Below are 19,710 nucleotides of genomic sequence, written 5' to 3'. Positions count from 1 at the left end.
CTTGCTTGATACATTCATCCTATACAATGACCTTTGTTTAGAAATCGAAATATTAAAAGAGCAATTAAACTTAGCTGAATCAGAACGTGAACAATGGTGGATGGGTGGTAGGCTTTTTCATACGGTACCAATGGATAATGCAGCTGAGCGTTTTGATAGACTATCTAATAAAATTGAACGAGTAGAAGCACTTCTCAAGAAGAAAGAAGAAACAAAAAGGCGAGTAGAGTCCTTGATGAACAATTATGAGGAACTGCCAAGGAAAATAGCTTATTTGAGGTTTGTGCAAGGGAGAAGTTTAAAAGAGATAGCTAGTGAATTGAATTACAGTCACCAGTATGTAAGGAAAGTAATGAGTCAGATGAAAAGGGCAATGTAACAAGCAACAAACAGGCAACACTTATGTTGTTTCAAGCATGGTAAAATGGTAATAAGTAATAATATCGGTTGCGGAAACAATCGAATAATGCTTAATTGTTAATTGATAGTAACCTTCAAGCTTTATACGATCGAATTGATTTAATGAATAGTGTACATGCCTTCAACATGTATACGAGCGCAGTGTGGAGCGTGGCGATAGCTTAATCTGCATAAACTGTATAATCCCTTTTATTAAGACGGTGCTTCTTAGAGGTGAGAGCATCGTCTTTTTTCTATAGGAGTGCATGTTCTAAGGTAGCGAGTTGGTCTCCAAAACCGACTGTTGCAGGTTCGATTCCTGTCCCTCCTGTCAATTAATTATGATTTGTGGGAAACTGCACTAACGGACAGTAAGGGTGTGCAGATAGTTGTCTATGGTGGGATGATGACAATAAATAGGTCTTAGTGGGAAAATCAAGCGACACAATTACGTCAAGGGGTGGGTGGCGGTCGCTTATTATTTTTTGTAAACAAGGTATCCAGTAAGCCATGTATACAACACCCTTTCACTGGTGATAGCTGACGAGCTTGTTTGTCGTGCGTGGGTATCTTGTTTAGAAAGAATAAAAAGGGGAAATCACTTCATTTGTCGAATATTCCTATATTACGAAGAAAACCTTTAATGATTCTTCAAAAAAGGAGTTGAGTAAAATGAGAGTTGGAGTTACTTTTCAACTTTTCAAAAAAGTAGGAGACAACATGGTTGCTGAGAAATTTGAAAGTTATAAAGAGATTGATGTGGATACGAGTTATAAAGGTGATTTACACCAGTTAATTAAAGTTGAACTAGCAGAGGTTTTAGGGGTACCAAAGCAACAATTTAAAGTAAAAACTTATAAACAAATATAGTAATTAAGAGTCACTCAAATCGAGTGGCTTTTTTATTTGATTATTAATAAATGAGAGGTGTTAAGAATGACATGCATTATAGCAATAGTATTAATCCTTATAACATTCATCACATATGTAGTGTTGAGTATGAAACAAACACAAAAGCTAGTTGATAAGGTACTGGCAAAAGATTACACAGAGTATAAGAGAGAGCAACGAGCCGATAACATGCAGCAGGCGCAAATTGAAATGGATAAAGTGTTTCCTCCTATGAAAGAAGATAAGAGGGATGATGATTATCTATGAGGTCTTATTTTAGATACCTCAAGCTTGTTTGGGATGATTGGAAAGAAGGAATATGGATAGATAACTTTTCAGATGTTATCCGTTTTTTATTATGTAAAAGAATAGGTTGCAAGTACTATTATTACCAAGATGTTTATGGGACGAAAAAAAGAATATGTAAAAGGTGCGGTTGTTTTCAAGTGGTTAATCCTAAAAATGATTTGTAGGTGTTCAGGTAACCTACAAAGGGAGGTAGGTGAGTATGTAATGGCTAAAGGTAAATATCAAGAGTGGTTGGAGCCTGAGGGGTTGCTACTCATCGAGGGATGGTCGAGAGATGGTCTTACAGATGAACAGATATCTCATAACATGGGTATTAACCCAGCTACTTTTTATAGGTGGAAGGATAAGTATTGCGAGATTTGCGAGGCCCTAAAAAAGGGCAAGGAAATTGTTGACCGTCAAGTAGAAAACGCCTTGCTCAAACGTGCTTTAGGCTATGAGTATAAAGAAAAGAAGTATGGTCAGGTAGAAATGTCTGCAGAAGAATATTATGCTTTGAAAAAGGTCACTGTGAATCGTTTTAAAATGGAGAACCCAGAAGCCACAATGGAAGAAATTCAATTAGTCGAGCTTCAAGTTTCAAAATATAAAAGTGTTTTGGTTGAAGAGAAAACAAAAGAAGTTATTCCTGATACTACAGCACAAATATTCTGGTTGAAAAATCGCAAGCCGAATGAATGGCGCGATAAACAAGAGATTAATCATTCAGGCGGCATGAATAACACATATATAGAACTATCACCAGAAGAACGACAGCAACGTATTGAAGAATTGAAAAAGAAGTTGATTAAGTCATGATAACCGATCAAGAGCTACAAGAATTAGAATATCTCCAAAGATTAGAACTAAGGGATAAGGCTATTGATAGCTACGTTGATTATGTTGAGTATATCCATAATGGTGCATGGGTTAGAGGAAAGCATGTTGAGTTAGTTTGTGATTCAGTTGAAAAGCTGATAGCAAATGAATTGATTAATGATAAAGGTCAAACGGTTAATCTGTTAATTGTCAGTATGCCGCCACAACATGGAAAGTCCCAAGCGATTACCGAAACGTTACCTAGTTGGTATTTAGGTAAGTACCCAACCAAGAGGGTTATAGAAGTATCTTATGGGGATGATCTAGCTAGAAAGTTTGGTAGGCGCAATAAGCAGAAAATTAATGAGTTTGGTCAAGGGTTATTTGGTATCGAACTATCCAATGAAAGTAAATCAGATACCGAATTTGAAATAAAAGACCATAAAGGCAGTATGATAAGCCGTGGTATTATGGCAGGGATTACTGGACAGCCTGGGGATTTAGTTATTATTGATGACCCGATAAAGAACCGTCAAGAAGCTGATTCCGAAACGTATCGTGAAAGAATATGGGAAGAATGGTTAAACTCCATCAAAACGCGCCTTTCCGCAAATGGGAAGGTTATTTTAATTCAAACAAGATGGCATGAGGATGATTTAGCAGGTCGATTCATTAAACATGGAACAGAAAAGCTTATGGTTCTTAATCTTCCTTGTGAAGCAGAAGAGAACGATCCACTAGGTCGAGAAGTAGGAGAATCGTTGTTCCCTGAGATCGGCAAGGATAAAGAGTGGATGGAAGATTTCAAACGTGCTTATGAAACGAAAGAAGGTTCAAGAGCATGGTTAGCTTTATTCCAAGGCAGACCGACAGCACAAGAAGGAACGATGCTTAAACGTCAATGGTGGAAGTATTACATGCAATTGCCATTGTTGGATGAACTTATTCAATCGTGGGATTGTACCTTTAAAGATTCAGATGGCAGCGACTTTGTTGCTGGGCATGTTTGGGGCAGGAAGGGTGCTCAATACTTTTTAGTTGATCGTGTGAAGTCTAGGATGGATTTACCTACCACTGTTCAATCAGTAAGGAATATGACAGCTAAATACCCTAAAGCCTTAATGAAGTTGATTGAGGATAAGGCCAATGGACCTGCGGTCATTCAATTATTAAAAAATAAGATACCAGGTATGATTGCGGTCAATCCAGAGGGAGGAAAGATTGCTCGTGCTAGTGCTGTATCTCCTGCAATTGAAGCAGGGAATGTGTTTTTACCTGATCCAGTGAATGCGCCATGGATACATGATTTCGTAGAAGAGTGCGCTGCGTTCCCTAAAGGATCACATGACGATGATGTGGATGCCATGACACAAGCTTTAAATAGATTGATATATCATATGACACCTGTTGATGAGAAAACGCCACAGCCAAGCGATTACGACCACTATAGCCATTGGGAAGATGCTACAGGGCTAGAGTATCACGAGGATGGAGAGGGGTATTTGTAGATGCCTATATACCGTAAGAAACCAGTAGAAATTGAAGCGTGGCAGTTCACGAAGAAGAATTTTACAAAAGGGGTGCCGGAATTTATTAGGCATGCTCCTAATAAGCCGGTAACCTTGTATAGTCAATACGCTGGAGAGGTTATATTTGGAGAGATTCAAACACTTGAAGGCTTAATGAAAGTATCGGAAGGTGACTATATTATCAAAGGTGTTCAAGGTGAGTTCTACCCTTGTAAGCCTGAAATATTTAAAAAAACATATGTACTAGTCGAATAGGGGTGAATACCCAATGGAATTAACAAAGGAAAAGGTTGAAAAGAATGATTCATCCGAAAAACAAAAACAGAACGAACAAAAACTTGTTCAACTCATTCAAAATAGATTCATAGAATCCCGAACCATCAAAGCAGCAGAAGAGAAGTCTTGGCAAAGGCAAGAAGACTTCTACCGAGGGAAACAATGGAAGAGTAAACCAGCATATGAAGGTCAGGTTCAACCCGTGACTAACATATGCTTTTCTATTGTTGAAAGCATTATTCCACAGTTGACAGATAACAGACCGCAGATTGTTACCTTGCCGACAGAACCAGGTGATGAACAAAAGGCTGATATTCTTTCCAAGATCATTGAGTATGTTTGGGATGTTCGAGACATGGATTATAAACTAATCCTCAATGAACGTACTCGAATAAAGCATGGTATGGGCATTTACAAGGTGTTCTGGAATCCTGAACTAATAAAAGGTTTAGGAGATATAGACATCATTAATGTGCCATTAGATCAGTTCTTTATCTCACCAAGGGCTAAGAGTGTACAAGACAGTGATTATGTTATCTATGCTTCTCAAAAGAGTGTTGAGTACATTAAAAAGCGTTACGGCAAAGATGTACAGGCAGATAAGAAGTATGAGGAAATTGCTGTCTTTGACGATACTGACGATTCACCACGGAGAGATAACAAAGTCCTATTGATTGAGTATTGGGCGAAGGAAAACGGCAAGATACGGCTTGTAACGATTGCTGGAGATACTTTACTAAGGGATGAGAAAGAATTCTATAAACATGGCCGTTATCCATTCGTAGCTATTCCAGCATTCCCTGTAGAGAAGAAGTTCTGGGCGATGGGTGTGCTTGCTCAAATCATTTCTCCACAGATGATTGTTAATCTATTGGATCAGCAGATATTGGATAATGCTAGATTAGGTGGGAATGGAACGATATTCTATGAACCGACTGCAGGAATTAACCAAAATCAATTTACAAATATGCCTATGAAGATGGTTCCGGTTCAGAATGTTAATGGTGTTAAACAAGAAAGTGGATTAGGGATACCAAACTTTATCCCTAATCATCTAACAACTAAGAAAAGGGATGCTGAATCAGTTTCAGGTATTCATGATGTAACGCAAGGAAAGGCTCCTAGTGGGGTTACAGCTGCAAGTGCTATTCTTGCCCTTCAAGAGAGTGCTAACCAACGTGTAAGGCTATTAGGGCGAACATTGGAAGCTGGATTAAAAGAGATTGGTGAGTTGATCATTGAGCTAGTCAGAGAGTTTTATCAAGAACCACGGTATATTCGTATTCTTGGAGATAATTATCAAGCTCAGTTCATTAGATTTAAGGCAGATGAGTTGAAAACAAAAAGAGAATATGATGAATTCAATGGGGAAAAAGGACAATTAGAGAAACAAGTAATTGAAATAGATCCTGACTTTGATGTTCGTGTTGAAGTTGGTTCCTCGATGCAATATTCAAAGGCATTCTTGTATGAACAAGCAAAAGAATTGTTCCAGATGAAGGTTATTGATGAACAAGCGTTATTAGAAACAGTTAAGTTCCCTAAAGCCGAGGAAGTGCTTCAGAGGAAACAAGAAATGATGATGCAACAACAAGCAATGCAAAAACAACCACAAGGACCACCTGACTTTAATACATTTATGCAAGGAGCTCCACCAGAAGTGCAACAGGAAGCACAAGAAATGATGCAGCAGGGAATGAATGAAGATCAAATAATGCAAACATTATTAGCACCTAGATAATTTTGTGGAGGATACCTTGTTCAAAGAAGGTGAGAAAATGAAAACATTCATATATTGGTTAAAAGATATTAAAAATGATACATGGCTAGACGCTATCGGTGACGTGATTCATACCTGTATATGCTCGTGGGCCAAATGTAAAAAGGAAACCTATTACTGCTACGTCTTAAAGGCGAAAAAGACTGCCTGTAAACGTTGCGGCTACTGGTCTAGGAGTGAATAGTAATGATTTTCACTCTTGTATTTTGGGGCTTTATAATCCTTATTTCTATTGCTTTAGGTACAGCATTATGGATTCTATTAGAGAAGGTTAGCTAATGTACTGGGTATTTCATGCTTTGTTCTGGGGAACTTTATTGTTTGGCTCTATTTTCATAGGTTTAACTGCATTGTTAGAACTAACTGAATAAGTATCGGGCTAGGGATGAGACTTCCTTAGCCTTTTTATATTATTTTGTCGGCTACCATACCGAGGGAGGATAAGAAATATGACAATCGCCAACCATAGCGAATTTTTATTGAAGTTAGATTTACAGTACCACAGTGATGAACCACCAGTAGAAGAAGCACCAATTGAAGAAACAATTGATCCGGGTATCGAAACAGAGCCTACACAGGTTCAAGATGAAGAACCTCCTGCCACCACACAGGATGAAGATTTCTTTGAAGTAAAGTACAACAAAGAAAATATGAGGATTAGTCGTGATGAAGCTCCCGCTTACATTCAGAAGGGTCTAAATTATGACAAGGTAAATCAGAAGGCTACCGATTATGAGCAACACTTACAAAGGGTAGCACAAATTACAGGGTATTCATCAATTGATGAATTAATCCAAGCTGCACAAGAAGCTGAACAAGAAAGACATATACAACAAGAAGCACATCGTTTGGGTATGGATGAAGAAGCATACAAACAATATGTTGCACCTGTAAATGAAAAACTATCAACAGTAGAAAAACAACTTGAAGAGATGCGGTTCCAAGCTTTTCAACAGCAAGTTAATACAGAATTAAATGAACTTAAAAAGGATGAAAATTTCCCTAAGTTTGAACAAGAGATGTTTGAACTAGCAACTAAACATAAAAATATGACTCTTACAGAAGCCTATGAGTTTGCTAGTTTGCGTGGGTTAAAGGAACAAATTCCTTCTCTCCAGCAACAGGCAGAACAGAAAGTGGTGGATCAGATTAAAGCGAGACAAGGTAAGCATGTGGAAACACACGATGAAAATGCGATGGTTAGTCTGAATTTAAGCCAAGAAGAAATTACAATGGCTCAAAAATTAGGGTTAAGCCCTGAAGAATACGCAAAATGGAAATCCTAAGGAGGAATAGTAAATGACTTTACAAACAACTACAGCTGGTTTTGGTAAATTATTAGAACCGGGGTTAAGAAAAATTTTCTTCGAAACTTATCCGGAGAAGTCTGAACAATTTAATAAGATTTATAATGTGAAAGCATCTAAAAAGCATATGGAACATGATTTATCACTAGGTGGATTCACACCGTGGGAGGAAAAAACCGAAACTGGTTCTGTTAGCTATGAAGATCCAGCACCAGGTTGGGAGATGCACTACAAACATAAATCTTTCGCAAAAGGATTTAAAGTATCACGAGAAATGCATGATGATGAGTTGTATGGAATTATCAATAAAAAACCTAAAAACCTTGCCCGTGCAGGACGAACAAAGGTTGAAAATGATGCAGCAGGCATCCTGAACAATGGTTTTGATGGTGTGGCAAATGCAATTTATGATGGCAAAGCATTATTTGCTAATGATCATGTTTTAAAAGGTGGGGGCGCAGGGGGAAACCTTGTAACAGGTGCTCTAAATGATGCAAATTTAAAAATCGCCATTCAGTGCATGCATGAACAGGTGGATGAAGTTGGAAATAAAATTCAATTCCAACCTCGTAAACTAATCGTTCCGCGTAAACTTGAATTTGTGGCACGAGAAATTGTTGGATCAGAAAAGAAATCCGGAACTGATTTTAACGATATTAATACAATTAAAGGCGCTCTTGAAGTTGTAGTTTATGATTATCTAACTTCTGATACTGCTTGGTTTATTCAAGATCCTGATGTATCAGAATTGAACTTCTTCTGGCGTGTGAAGCCTGAATTCAAGCAAGAAGAAGATTTTGATACACTAGAAGCAAAATATCGCGGTTATATGCGCTATTCTTACGGTGTAAGTGATTGGAGAGGTATCGTCGGCTCAACTGGTGTAGTTGGACCCTAATAAAAGCTAGGGAGGGCATAAGCCTTCCCTTTTTCTAATTTAAAGGAGGAATCAATGTGAGTGAAATTAAACTTCCAAACAGTGAAGATGGCAAACTATTAGCTGCATTTATCAAAAATGAAATCAAAGAAGCTAAAGAGGAAATTCTCAAGGAATTAAAGCCAAAGACCACCACTAAAAAGTAGGTGATTGCATGAATCTATCAAGTTTAATAAAAGAAGTAAACAAGGATATAGATGATTCCTTATCCAATGCCGAGATAATTCAATGGATTAATAGGGGATTGGATGATCTTACTCCTGTAGCAAAGTATAAACAGACTGCTGTCATTCCTTTAGTTATTGGTCAGGATAAATATGATTTACCTTCTGACTTTCATAAGATTGAACTAATCATGGATGATAACGAACTCTTTGAAATCCCTTTAAAAGACCGTACAAGCCGAGGTTATAAAAAGTGGGGCAATGCCTTAACTATTCAGCCAAAGCCTGAAAATAACGGAGAATTAACGCTATATTACTATGCGAAATTACCGCACCTTGTAAACCCTGATGATGAACCTGTACTTCCATCGAATTATCACGATCTATTAGTCTTGTATGCAGTTGCTCGAGCAAAATATCAAGATGAGGAACCAGAAATGCAAATGAATGCATGGAGTGAGTACCAGGCAAAGAAAAGAGATTTTGCTATTGAGCAGAATCAGGATGGAGAAGTCGGGCAAGTAAGGTTGGTGACTTGATGGCTAAGAAATTACTTTATCCACTCCGAACATTTGAATTAGGTATTAATGATAAAACAGCAGCCAATCTCATACCTGATCAGGCGGTAGTTGATGCCGAAAATGTGGTATTTGGCAAGGGGCCGATATCCAAGAGAAACGGCTATGTGAAATACTCTAATCATTTACCAAATCCAATTACAAAGCACTATCAGCACAACAGATTTAATGGAGATAGGGCTTATTTGGCAGTCAGTGATAAAAAGGTTTACTCGGAATCAAACGGCAATCTGAGCGTAATTACAGGCTCTTTATCTAGTTCCGAAGTACAAATGATTAGCTATAAAGACCGTAACATTGGGGATGTAGTGCTGTTTGCCGATGGCGGTAAGTTAAAACAATATCAAGCTGGGGTTGTATCTGAAGTAATTCCACATGTTCCGGTTGTGGAAGGGACCGAGGGAACAGGAGTGAATGAAGAACAAGATCCCGGGCTTAATGATTTAGCTAATCTCACTAATTTTAGGGCATTGGCTATTAAACAAGACCGAATTTATGCTGCAGCACACCCAACAGTTAAAAATCGACTTTCCTTCTGCCATCATGATCCAAAGCTTGGATATGCGGTATATGATTATTGGCCAGCCATATTCTTTATTGATGTAGCGACTGATAATAACGATGTGATCAACCAGTTAGAAGCTTTCCGTGACGGTTTAGTTATCCTTTGTGAAAGCTCTGTGTGGTTCTTACGGGGTGATGGCCGAACAATCGAAGCGTTTGACCTTCAGAAAATAAATGTACCTACAGGGTGTATTGCTCCAAACTCCGTTAAAATGGTCGGCAATGACCTTTTCTACCTTGCGGAAGATGGTGTATATGCCATGTATTCCACTGATCAGAACTATGTAAGTGCAAGGCAAGTGTCTACTCTTACTAGTCAAGGCAGGGTACTATCTAGTATTGAAAGCACTCTGAAAGGTATTTCGCTTGCTGACAAAAGAAAAGCTGTTGGACATTACTTTGATAACAAATACTATCTCTCTTTCCCAAGTGGTTTAACACTTGTTTACGATACAATTCTTCAATGCTGGACCAAGTTTACAAACATTAAGGCAAACTCCTTTTTATCTAAAGAAGGGGTTTTATTTTTTGCTTCTGACTTAGGGTACATCTATAGATTTGATGAAAATGTATATTCAGATGATGGTGCAGCTATTACTTTTAGACTTCAAACAAAGAATTTTGATTTTGGAAAAGAGGTTCAAGATAAGAAGTTCCGTAAGTTTTGGACTTTATGTAAGCAATATGACAAAGAACAATCAGTATTTAATCTCTCGGCTAAAGTGGATTATATAGATGTTGATATAGAGGAAGTTTCAACGGATGAATCTGACCCATGGGGAGAGGCAATCTGGGGTGAATCCTTCTGGGGCTACAGGGATGTTGTTGAGAATGAGTTAAGGATTCAAAAAAGAGGTAAAAACATTCAGTTAATCATCACCAATGATAAAGTAGATCAGCCCTTAACAATTTTAGGAATGACATTTCAATACAAAGTAAAGAAGCCATAAGGAGTGATAATATGGCAAAGATTCAAAGGAAATATGATTTTCAGAACGGAACTAGAACAAATGCTGAACAGGTAGATGAGGAATTTAATAATATTATAGATGCCCATAATAGTCTTGATGATGAAGTGAAGAAAAAAGTTGATGAAACTGGTGACTTTAAAGGTACCTGGAATGGCCATTCATTTCAAGAAGCAGATCCTTTAATCTCTTCACGAGTCACAGAAATGGAAAACATGGTCAAGGAAGAAGAAAAGATAACAGTAACCCTAAAGCGTGGAGAAAATACCATTGAAGCTCCTGAAAATGCTGCGCTTGTTCCGGTTGAAATACTAGGGGATGAAGTGAAAAACCATGCTCTTGATTTCAATCATTGGACCTTACATGCAAACGTGGTTAAAAACAGCCCTGATAAAGTTACCTTGAATGCTGCCAGTGCTAAAGAAGTAAGTTCTATTAGAGTTGAAATCAAACGCAATCAGGATTATGTGTATAGTATGAAGCATTCTGGAGCGATTGCAATTCTTGACTCTACAATGAGTGATACGGCAGTAGTAGCTTATACAGATGCGCAATTTATTAAATTTAATTCGGCAAACAACTCTATAATTCATCTTGCTTTTAAAAATAAAAATGATGAACCTGGTACTTTCACTTTTGAGGGTCCGATGCTTGTCGAGGGAACTGTTGAAAGGGAATTTGTGCAAAACTATCAGCCAGTGAGAGGGCCGTATATTGAAATAGATAATGGCTCTGGCTTATATTTTGATGAATATTTATATAAAGGCGATAAGCTGTATCAAGATGATCGCGGAAATTGGCGTAAGAAACAGAATAAAATTGAATGTGAATTGACTGCTGAAACCGTTAAAAATCCAACTATTAACAGTAGCTATATAGGTGGTAAGGCTATAAAGATACCATTAAGTGATTTTTCTAAAGGGATTGATATATACGATGTAGAGGTTATTAAATTCAATAACTCTTACTTTACTCGTACCGATTCTGCTGCCAATATTACTAACAATCGATATTATCTCGATAATGATAGTTTAATATTGTTTGTTTCTGCAACAGATACTGGATGGCAAGATGATCCTGCGCCACCTGTAAGTGGACAACCAACTTACAATATTATTCCAAATAAGCATGAGATTTTAGCATTTATACTAGGATGGAAAATGGCTCACGCTGATGGTACAGTACCTTATGTCGATGCAAACAAAGCAACAAAAGGTGACAAAAAATGGCTCCGTATAATCGGCACGGGTGAAAGCTTAACTCTACCAACAGCGAGTTACCATGACTGGAAGCCAATAAAAGTCATTTATAAAACTGTTTCTGAACAAGATGTTTCTACTAAGTATGAGGGTGCTTTGCGTTTAGTAAAGGGCACAAATAAGGTTACTTTAGGTGAAGGTGTTGTAATAAGAGAAGTAACTAATCCAGTTCACATTGAAAAGCTTTACCGTATTAATGATAAAGGTCTACAAGATTCATCGTTAAAAAATGAGGTTTCACAGTTTTTAGGTGTTTATAAAAATAATAAGAAGGATAATTTGTGGAGTTATTATGAAAAAACAGATGTTCCTAACGCATTCGGTGACTATATTGCCCAAATAGATGATAGTCTCTATGACCCTGTAGCTATTTATACAGCCACCTACAAAGTTCTAGATCGCTTTAGATATTCTTGTTATGTAAAAGACACACTAGTAAAGGGCAACGTTAACTTCCATATGGAAAGTGACGAACAAGTAGTCCAGATTGAAGAATTGAAAAGGCGAGTTTCCCAAATTGAGCTAGACATTGTTGATAAACTAGGTAAGCCGTACGGTATTCCTATGATTGGAAAAGACGGATATCCTCGTACACCTGACGGTAAGACTGTAGGAAAACTAAGATATAAAAGGTTTTATTGGGAAGTCTACACTACTGATAATATATCATTGTACCCTGCCCATTTGGAAGCTCCTGACAAACCGAATAAGTATACTAAAACAATTCCATTGGATGGTATCGTTCCTAAAATGATTAAGGTATATTTTAGTAAAATAGCTACCAAACCATCAACCGCAACCGTTATAGAGTCAGCGAATGTTAGGAGACAAGATCCAACTTTTGGGTATACGATGGGCGTGGAGGAATGGCTTACTACTGGCAGAGTGTGGATTGAAGATCGTTCAAGCTCTGATGCTACCAGAAAGTATTATGTTCAGTTTAATAAGGACATCGATCCTAAAAATCCCTATAATTCCTCATCCGCACCGCCGGGGCATAGTCATGGTAGCACATATTCAAATAGCGGCGGCATATATCTAACTAAGTTTTATAATCTCGATCCTTTATTTAGTGCTTTTCTTCTTGAATTTACAAACACTGTAAATAACACTGTAAACACACCTATTAACCTGACAGCACAAGTGGAAGTGGAGGTTTGGGGAATATGAGTGTTAAAATCTATCGTAAATCTGATTTAAAGATTGTTTCTACCGTTCCTGTAGGGATAAGTCCTGAAAGAGATTTTGAATTAAATGTAGGCGGGAATGTAGAAGATTACGGATTTATTGAGGTAACAATACCATACTTTCGATTAGAGAGGGTAAAAGGAGAAGTAGTAGCAGTAGAAATTGAAGCACCGCCTTCCCCTCCTGAACCACCACAACCACCAACAGAAACAGAAATACTCATGGATTATGTGGTGAATGTAGATTATCGTGTAACTGCCCTTGAACTAGGAATCATTTAAAATAGGAGGAATGGAAAATGAATTTAACTTATATTGGATGTAAATCAGTTATAGAGAGAAAATCATTTGAAACAAAAGAAGATATGCAACAAAAACTAGACATTTTCTTACTTGGGAATCGCATTACTCAAGAACAATATACAGAATTAGTTACATTCTTGAACGCTGCTTAATAGTAGGCGTTATTTTTTATGCCTGAAGGGAGTGTAAGGCGTGAGTAGCTTAAAAGATTACCAAGACAGTGTTAAAGACAAATTAACAAGTGGTTATTATGACAATCCGGACAACCGAAAGATGGCTGATCCGGATTCGTTGCGTAATTATTATATATTTAAGCAAACGGGAAAAACAGATCATGTGGGAAACTATGATTCTAAATATGATGATCTTCCAGGTTATTATGGTGTCGATAGTAATCAATGGGGGAAAATGAGCCATGAACAACGACAAGGAACCATTAGTGGGAAGGTTAACGAAGAGTATAACAAAGAACCTGAGGTTACTTATACAGGTGGTTCAAGTTCAAGAGGTTCGTTCACACCTAACCAGCGAAATGCATTATCTTATGGTGAAGCTGCTGACCGTGCTAAACAACAACTCGATCCTCTTTATGAACGAGCATTAGAAACTGTTAGAAAAAATAGGTACCAAAATGAGTTAAACGCTTCCGAGGTTTCTAGTGCACGAGGATTGGCTCACAGTGGTCTAGCAGCAGACCAAATGAATAAGATTGGTATTGCTACTCAATCGAATATTTCTGATCTTGATGCTCAACGTGCTGCAAAGACTGCTGAGATGGCTCAACGTATGATGGAATTTGACCAAAACTTGGCATTGCAAGAAAGAGGGCAGGCTCTAAGTGAGTATCTTGGTATTGAAGGTCTTAACCTTAACCGAGAGCAATTCGATTGGGGTAAGTACACTAATCAGCGTGATTTTGACTACGGTAGGTCACGAGATTTAGTAGGTGATCAACGATATAATCAGGAATTTGATTATCAGAGGGCGCTTAATGACCGTAACTTCGGTTACCAACAACAACGAGATAAACGCCGTGATGCAGAGTGGGAATCTGAACAAAAGGATAATCGAGCTTGGCGCAAATATGTATTTGAGAATATGTCTGCATCTGAAAAAGCACAGCTTGAATGGGCTAAAGCACAATATGGTGAAGATGCTGCTTGGCGCATGTATGAAATGGAATATAAAGGTAACCTTGATCAATCTATGAATCAAGCCATGATTGATTACTATAACAACGCAAATTTTAAATCAGATGTGAAAGGAGATGGTTGGGTACCTAACTTAAAAGATTACAAGATTACTTCTGGTTTTGGAGGACGAACACACCCTGTTACTGGTCAGAAAAATTCACAACATAGAGGGATGGATATAGCTGTTCCTAAGGGTACGCCTGTTGCATCTACCGTTGCCGGAAAGGTAGTTTCAACTTCTGGTAGTTCGAGTTATGGAAACACCATAGTTATTCAGGATGCTAAAGGCTTCTTACATCGTTATGCCCACCTTGACAGCATTGGTGTAAAAGTTGGCCAGAACGTTTCAAGAGGTAGTTTAGTAGGTAAATCAGGTAATACAGGACGTTCAACAGGGCCTCACTTACATTATGAAGTAACCAATGCAAAAGGTGCTGTGTTAGATCCATCACCATTTTTAAGATAAAGAGAGGTGCGACATGCCTTCTAATTTTCACTGTAATGGTATGAAGAAAGAAACTTATGTATTTATCCGAGATAATCTTCACAAATTAGAATTAGACTTAGAGAATGGAAAAGTGTTAAATCGTAATGTAAATGCATTAAATAAGGGATATTTAAGAATGAAGTTAGCAGGAAAACGCGTTTTTCAACATCAAGTTTTAGCTGTTGCACGTTGGGGAGAAAAATGTATAGGGATGACAGTCAATCATATCAATGAGAATAAAATTGATAATAGTTGGAATAACCTTGAGCTACTAAGCCATGCAGATAATGTTAGAGTTATGACGACACATGGAAACCACCTTAGGCAACCTATTAAAGCTATCAGGATTGAAACAAATGAAGAAATAGTATTTGAATCTCAAAGAGAAGCAGCGAGAAAGTTGAGTTTATCACAGGCTCATATTAGTAGTATCCTATACGGCAAACGTAGAAGTACAGGTGGATATAAATTCGAAAGAGTAGTCTAATGGCTACTCTTTTTATTATGCCTGTTTAGGAGGGTAGATATGGCAGGATTTAATCGAGAAAAATATAAAGATGTATTTGAGCAACGTTTCGGAAAAGGCTCATATGATGCCGGTCTTTCTAATGCACGGAATATTGGAGCAACAAAAGCACAGGTTGATATTTCAAAAGATGAATATAATCATCGTTTAAAGGAATATCAAAAGGCTCAAAAGGAAGCTGAAAAGAAAGCTTCTAAGAAGACGTATGAGGATGCTCTCGCTTATTGGAAAGAGCCTGAAAATAATACAGCACTTCGTAAACAAGGAGCTAATAGGAATGCTGAAAACATTCGTAATAATCCTATGTTACAAGCGCAGATTAAAGAGCAAGGATTCACTGTTAATGATTATATCAACGCTATGTATAACGCATCTTCAAATGGGCAATTCCGTTCTGAAAGAGAATTTAAGGAATATACAAAGCGATTGACAAAGGAAGTCAAAGCGGAAAAAAATAATGTTTATAAAAAATATAACCTTCAAGAACCTACTCCCAAAAAGAACGAGCAGAAAAAAGGTGACTTGAGTGTCTTAAAAAAAAACAATGATAACAAGAGCAAGAAGGATAAAAACAATGGATCGTTAATAAATGACATCATGACTCCCTTAAAAAACTTTGGTCAAGCGATTAACCCATTTGATGATGTTAGCTTTACTGAAGCCTTTAAAAACAACGTGGATGATGCGGTGAGTACGGATAGAAGTAAATTCACCAAAGAATCAACTAGAGGGCTTACAAGGCTTGCTAACACAGCGACACTAGGCACTCTTGACCAAGTTTATAAGAAAACAAACGATGGTCAACGGGCAGCGCAGTTTACAAATGAAGATAGATCATTAGCAGGAAAGATAACAGACTTTGGTTATGATGCCTTAGGATATCTTGTTCCTGGTATGGGAACTTATAAAGCAATCCGTGGAGCTGGTTTAGGATTAAAGCCGGGTTCAAAAGGTTTAGATAAACTTAAGCAATTAGCTCAAGAAGGTGCAATTGCTGGTGGTATGATTGGTGGGGGCGAAGTGGGTGTTCGTGAAGCTATAAACCCTCAAGATACCAATTATATAGATAACTTGAAACATATCGGGTTGGGAGTTGGGCTTGGAGCTATTGCCGACCCTGCCTTATATGGTTTAGGAAAAGGAATAAGTAAAGCCATTCAAACTAGCTTATCACCCTTTGCTAAAGGTGATGTACCAACATTCTCTGGGGCACCTAGTAAATCAGTAGTAAATAGCCTGCCAACTAGTAACCTAGCCAACTCAAGAAAATCAAACGAATTGTATAATCGATTATCAGGTCTTGCGCGCCCTAAAGGAGAGATGCTTCCAGTTGATAACGTCACTCTTCCGAATCGACCAAGGCAAAATGATCTAATTGCTAATAACCAAGAAATTTCCCAGAAGTCGATACAAGAAATTGATAATGAGATAGAACAATTAACTAATTTTATAAGGGCTAATCAAGAAAATGAAATTATCTTTGGTCCAGAGATAGAAGCACTACAACAAGAGAAAGCTGAGCTATTAAGGTTGATGGATAATGCGGATGGTTCGACTGTGGCAGCATCAATCGAACCTTCATTAGCTAGATTGAGTGAATTACGAAGTAGTGCAGAGCCTACCCAACAGCCAGCTTTGGATCGTTTGCGTCCGGGAAGGGATTTTGAACCTATTGAATCAGGTGTAAATGAGGTGCCTATGGTTCGTGGAACACCAATTGACCGTACACCGATTGATATAGATAATCCGAAAGAAATTGTTAAACAACAAATTGATTCAACTGGTAACCGTGAAAAGTCTAAGTGGTCATTTGATAAAGCTTATACTGCGATTGTGAGTGATTTACATGCAGTAAATAAGGCATCAAAGGATTTAGGGGGCAAAGGATTAAAAATTGACAATGACCCTCATAAACTGGCTCAACTGGCTCGTGGCGTAGCAGGAAAAGCTGAAACCTATCTAAATGGTGGTGTATTTAGTGACTCTGGCCAAAAGCTAGAAAAATCATTGAAAGAAATCATTAAACCAATTGAAAATAATATAGATGATTTCTTAGCTTACACTACTTCAAAACGTGCATTGGATTACGATAGTAAAGGGCTAACAGCAGGAATTAAACCGAAGAATGTCGAAGGTATGAATGATTACCAATTAGCAGAAGCGACCATTCGCCAAATTGAAGCAGAATCACCTAACTTTAAGACGCATCAAAAGGAATTAGTTAAGTACAGTCAAAATTTAATGAAAGAATTGAAGGATTCAGGATATTATACTGACGATGCTCTTAAAAAGATTTTTAAGGAAAATCCTAACTATATTCCAATGAATCGGGTGCAAGAGCCACGAGTTAGAGGGTTTGAACCTTTAACTAGTCCTAAAATGAAGTTTGCTAGTCAAGCTAACCCAATCAAACAAAGAACTGGATCTACAAAACCTATTATTAATCCTATTGAAAGCATTGTGAAAAACACGTATGTTATAACTAACATCGCAGAAAGAAATAAAGTTGGAGTAGCATTGTATGACTTATTGAAAAGTGCTCCAGAAAATAATATGTGGGGTAGAATTACAAACGTAACAAAACAAGATGCTTCCATCGACAATCTTTCAAGTGTCCTGGATGATGCAACAGTACAAATGAATGATGGCAGAACAGACGCGATTGATAATCTATTTAAAGGTGAAGGTAACAAGGTTTATGTGTACAAAGATGGGCAAAAGATTGAAATGGAGCTACAAGACGATTTATACAAAGCTATGCTTTCATTGGATGCACAAAAGCAAAACTTCTTCATTAACTTAATGGGGGTTCCTGCTAAAACATTACGAGCCGGTGCTGTGCTATCTCCTGATTTCGGACCTGTAAATATATTCCGTGATCAGTTATCAGCTTTCGTTAACTCAAAATATGGATTTATTCCATTTGTGGATATGGCTAAAGGGATGAAGAGCGTTCTCAAAAGAGACAGTGATTACTGGTTATGGAAACAAAGTGGTGGAGCGAACTCAGTATTATCTACTCTTGATCGCGAATATCTACAAGCCGACCTACGTAAAATGGTAAAACAATCCCTAAGTCAGAAAGTTAAAAATAACTTTGGCACCCCTTTAAAAGCTTTAGATACTTTTCTTAGACCATTACGAAAGGTATCGGAAATTACGGAAGAATCCACTAGGTTAGGAGAATTTAAAAAGGGTTTGAAAAAAGGAGCTACTCCAAAAGAAGCAGCCTTTTCTTCTCGTGATTTGATTGATTTTAGTCGAGCTGGAACGGTAGGTAGGCAATATAATCAAGTGACAGCATTTTTTAATGCAGCTGTTCAATCTATGGATAAACTTGCCCGTACCTTTAAAGAAAGAAAAGTTGAAGCTACTGTTAAATCGTTAGCTAGTATCACTTTGCCTTCGGTTGTTGCGTATTATTATAACCAAGATAAAGATTGGTATAAAGAAATTCCACAACGTGAAAGGGATCTATTCTGGCATTTTGAAATAGGAGATCAAATTTACAAACTCCCTAAACCTTTTGAAGCTGGAATTATGTTTGGAACTTCATTTGAACGAATGCTCGACTACATGAAAACAAATGATCCAAAAGCGTTTGAGGGATTTGGAAAGACAGTTAGAGAAGCCTTTACTCCAAACTGGATTCCTACAGCTATCCTTCCTTGGATTGAAGTTTACGGAAATAAAAGTATGCATTTTGACTCTCCAATTGTTCCGAGACGCGAACAGGATATGTTACCAGAAGATCAGTACGGTCCATATCAATCCGAATTATCGAAAGGCCTTGGAGCATTATCGGAAAAGTCACCTAGAAAAATTGAACATGTATTTAAGGGGTATACTGGCGGCTTAGGTGGCTATTTCTTAAAGGGTACAGATTTAGGTTATAAGTTAGCGGGTAATGATAAACCAGAGCTTCCTGATAAAGGCTTAGCTGGTGCTCCTATTCTTAATCGTTTCGTAGTCAAGAATCTTGAGGGAAATAATCAAAGTGTTAATGACTTCTATAAGCGTATGGACAAATTAAAGAGAGAAAACTTATCAGCTAAGAAGCATGATCCGGAACATGAAAATACTGAAACATTGAAAACAATAAATCAGTTATCAAAAGAAATAAGCGAATTACAAGCAGCTAAGCGTGCTGTGATTGATGAACCAAACATGAGTGGAAAAGAAAAAGCAGACGTTATTAAACAGATTGATCAGATAATAACTCAAATAGCAAAAGCAGGGAATAGAATCCCGTAGG

General features: G+C 37.6%; 18 protein-coding genes. All 18 read left to right on the top strand.

All coding sequences use genetic code 11. The annotated features are described in order from the left end of the window. Window position 1: 1 nt before the first annotated feature. The 18 genes from AN957_RS19070 (at window position 2) to AN957_RS18985 (ending at window position 19,709) form a co-directional block, all read left to right on the top strand. Complete coding sequence (locus AN957_RS19070) at window positions 2-379, top strand: sigma-70 family RNA polymerase sigma factor (RefSeq protein ID WP_056685632.1); 378 nt, start codon at window positions 2-4, stop codon at window positions 377-379. Window positions 380-1,071: 692 nt separating this feature from the next. Next, entirely contained in the window at window positions 1,072-1,269 is a 198-nt protein-coding gene (locus AN957_RS19060; RefSeq protein ID WP_056685629.1) for a hypothetical protein, read from the top strand. 66 nt (window positions 1,270-1,335) lie between these two features. Then, window positions 1,336-1,557 (top strand): hypothetical protein, encoded by a 222-nt coding sequence (locus AN957_RS19055; protein ID WP_056685626.1) that lies wholly within the window; start codon window positions 1,336-1,338, stop codon window positions 1,555-1,557. A gap of 246 nt (window positions 1,558-1,803) precedes the next feature. Further along, on the top strand, window positions 1,804-2,397 hold the full coding sequence (locus AN957_RS19050; RefSeq protein ID WP_056687236.1) for a transposase: 594 nt from the start codon (window positions 1,804-1,806) through the stop codon (window positions 2,395-2,397). Continuing rightward, the gene (terL, locus tag AN957_RS19045) at window positions 2,394-3,905 is read left to right on the top strand and encodes a phage terminase large subunit (RefSeq protein WP_075209185.1); all 1,512 of its coding nucleotides are present in this window, start codon (window positions 2,394-2,396) and stop codon (window positions 3,903-3,905) included. Before AN957_RS19050 ends, terL begins: the two co-directional genes overlap by 4 nt. Then, entirely contained in the window at window positions 3,906-4,181 is a 276-nt protein-coding gene (locus AN957_RS19040; RefSeq protein WP_056685623.1) for a hypothetical protein, read from the top strand. A 13-nt stretch (window positions 4,182-4,194) separates the two neighbouring features. Then, a complete protein-coding gene (locus tag AN957_RS19035) occupies window positions 4,195-5,943 on the top strand; it encodes a portal protein (RefSeq protein WP_056685620.1) in 1,749 nt (582 codons plus the stop codon). A gap of 488 nt (window positions 5,944-6,431) precedes the next feature. Next, complete coding sequence (locus AN957_RS19025; protein WP_056685614.1) at window positions 6,432-7,268, top strand: hypothetical protein; 837 nt, start codon at window positions 6,432-6,434, stop codon at window positions 7,266-7,268. A gap of 13 nt (window positions 7,269-7,281) precedes the next feature. Further along, window positions 7,282-8,187 carry a Mu-like prophage major head subunit gpT family protein gene (locus AN957_RS19020; protein WP_056685611.1) on the top strand — a complete coding sequence of 302 codons (906 nt, stop codon included), beginning with the start codon at window positions 7,282-7,284 and terminating at the stop codon, window positions 8,185-8,187. Between the two features lie 56 nt (window positions 8,188-8,243). Further along, window positions 8,244-8,372, top strand: a complete 129-nt coding sequence (locus tag AN957_RS28905; RefSeq protein ID WP_281176510.1) for a hypothetical protein — start codon at window positions 8,244-8,246, stop codon at window positions 8,370-8,372. Window positions 8,373-8,380: 8 nt separating this feature from the next. Next, window positions 8,381-8,929, top strand: coding sequence for a phage adaptor protein (locus AN957_RS19015; RefSeq protein WP_056685608.1), 549 nt, complete (start codon window positions 8,381-8,383; stop codon window positions 8,927-8,929). Next, window positions 8,929-10,482 carry a hypothetical protein gene (locus tag AN957_RS19010; protein WP_056685605.1) on the top strand — a complete coding sequence of 518 codons (1,554 nt, stop codon included), beginning with the start codon at window positions 8,929-8,931 and terminating at the stop codon, window positions 10,480-10,482. The genes AN957_RS19015 and AN957_RS19010 overlap by 1 nt, the downstream gene beginning before the upstream one ends. 11 nt (window positions 10,483-10,493) lie before the next feature. Beyond that, entirely contained in the window at window positions 10,494-12,929 is a 2,436-nt protein-coding gene (locus tag AN957_RS19005; RefSeq protein WP_056685602.1) for a hypothetical protein, read from the top strand. Then, entirely contained in the window at window positions 12,926-13,228 is a 303-nt protein-coding gene (locus AN957_RS19000; protein ID WP_056685599.1) for a hypothetical protein, read from the top strand. Before AN957_RS19005 ends, AN957_RS19000 begins: the two co-directional genes overlap by 4 nt. Window positions 13,229-13,245: 17 nt before the next feature. Beyond that, window positions 13,246-13,401 (top strand): hypothetical protein, encoded by a 156-nt coding sequence (locus AN957_RS28150; RefSeq protein ID WP_172797658.1) that lies wholly within the window; start codon window positions 13,246-13,248, stop codon window positions 13,399-13,401. Window positions 13,402-13,441: 40 nt separating this feature from the next. Next, a complete protein-coding gene (locus AN957_RS18995; RefSeq protein ID WP_056685596.1) occupies window positions 13,442-14,908 on the top strand; it encodes a M23 family metallopeptidase in 1,467 nt (488 codons plus the stop codon). Between the two features lie 13 nt (window positions 14,909-14,921). Continuing rightward, complete coding sequence (locus AN957_RS18990; RefSeq protein WP_056685593.1) at window positions 14,922-15,416, top strand: HNH endonuclease; 495 nt, start codon at window positions 14,922-14,924, stop codon at window positions 15,414-15,416. A 39-nt stretch (window positions 15,417-15,455) separates the two neighbouring features. Then, window positions 15,456-19,709: an LPD38 domain-containing protein gene (locus AN957_RS18985; RefSeq protein WP_056685590.1), complete on the top strand. Its 4,254-nt coding sequence runs from the start codon at window positions 15,456-15,458 to the stop codon at window positions 19,707-19,709. Window position 19,710 lies beyond the last annotated feature (1 nt).

The sequence above is a fragment of the Cytobacillus solani genome, assembly GCF_001420595.1.
GTDB classification, from domain to species: Bacteria; Bacillota; Bacilli; order Bacillales; family Cytobacillaceae; genus Cytobacillus; species Cytobacillus solani.
The sequence above is the reverse complement of the archived record's forward strand: the minus strand, read 5'-3'. Positions and strand labels throughout refer to the sequence as shown.

What these genes read in the sequence shown, in the direction of transcription:
- AN957_RS19060 (WP_056685629.1), top strand. Translation starts at nt 1,072, where the DNA reads ATGAGAGTTGGAGTTACTTTTCAACTTTTCAAAAAAGTAGGAGACAAC.
- AN957_RS19055 (WP_056685626.1), top strand. Translation starts at nt 1,336, where the DNA reads ATGACATGCATTATAGCAATAGTATTAATCCTTATAACATTCATCACA.
- AN957_RS19050 (WP_056687236.1), top strand. Translation starts at nt 1,804, where the DNA reads ATGGCTAAAGGTAAATATCAAGAGTGGTTGGAGCCTGAGGGGTTGCTA.
- terL (WP_075209185.1), top strand. Translation starts at nt 2,394, where the DNA reads ATGATAACCGATCAAGAGCTACAAGAATTAGAATATCTCCAAAGATTA.
- AN957_RS19040 (WP_056685623.1), top strand. Translation starts at nt 3,906, where the DNA reads ATGCCTATATACCGTAAGAAACCAGTAGAAATTGAAGCGTGGCAGTTC.
- AN957_RS19035 (WP_056685620.1), top strand. Translation starts at nt 4,195, where the DNA reads ATGGAATTAACAAAGGAAAAGGTTGAAAAGAATGATTCATCCGAAAAA.
- AN957_RS19025 (WP_056685614.1), top strand. Translation starts at nt 6,432, where the DNA reads ATGACAATCGCCAACCATAGCGAATTTTTATTGAAGTTAGATTTACAG.
- AN957_RS19020 (WP_056685611.1), top strand. Translation starts at nt 7,282, where the DNA reads ATGACTTTACAAACAACTACAGCTGGTTTTGGTAAATTATTAGAACCG.
- AN957_RS19015 (WP_056685608.1), top strand. Translation starts at nt 8,381, where the DNA reads ATGAATCTATCAAGTTTAATAAAAGAAGTAAACAAGGATATAGATGAT.
- AN957_RS19010 (WP_056685605.1), top strand. Translation starts at nt 8,929, where the DNA reads ATGGCTAAGAAATTACTTTATCCACTCCGAACATTTGAATTAGGTATT.
- AN957_RS19005 (WP_056685602.1), top strand. Translation starts at nt 10,494, where the DNA reads ATGGCAAAGATTCAAAGGAAATATGATTTTCAGAACGGAACTAGAACA.
- AN957_RS19000 (WP_056685599.1), top strand. Translation starts at nt 12,926, where the DNA reads ATGAGTGTTAAAATCTATCGTAAATCTGATTTAAAGATTGTTTCTACC.
- AN957_RS28150 (WP_172797658.1), top strand. Translation starts at nt 13,246, where the DNA reads ATGAATTTAACTTATATTGGATGTAAATCAGTTATAGAGAGAAAATCA.
- AN957_RS18990 (WP_056685593.1), top strand. Translation starts at nt 14,922, where the DNA reads ATGCCTTCTAATTTTCACTGTAATGGTATGAAGAAAGAAACTTATGTA.
- AN957_RS18985 (WP_056685590.1), top strand. Translation starts at nt 15,456, where the DNA reads ATGGCAGGATTTAATCGAGAAAAATATAAAGATGTATTTGAGCAACGT.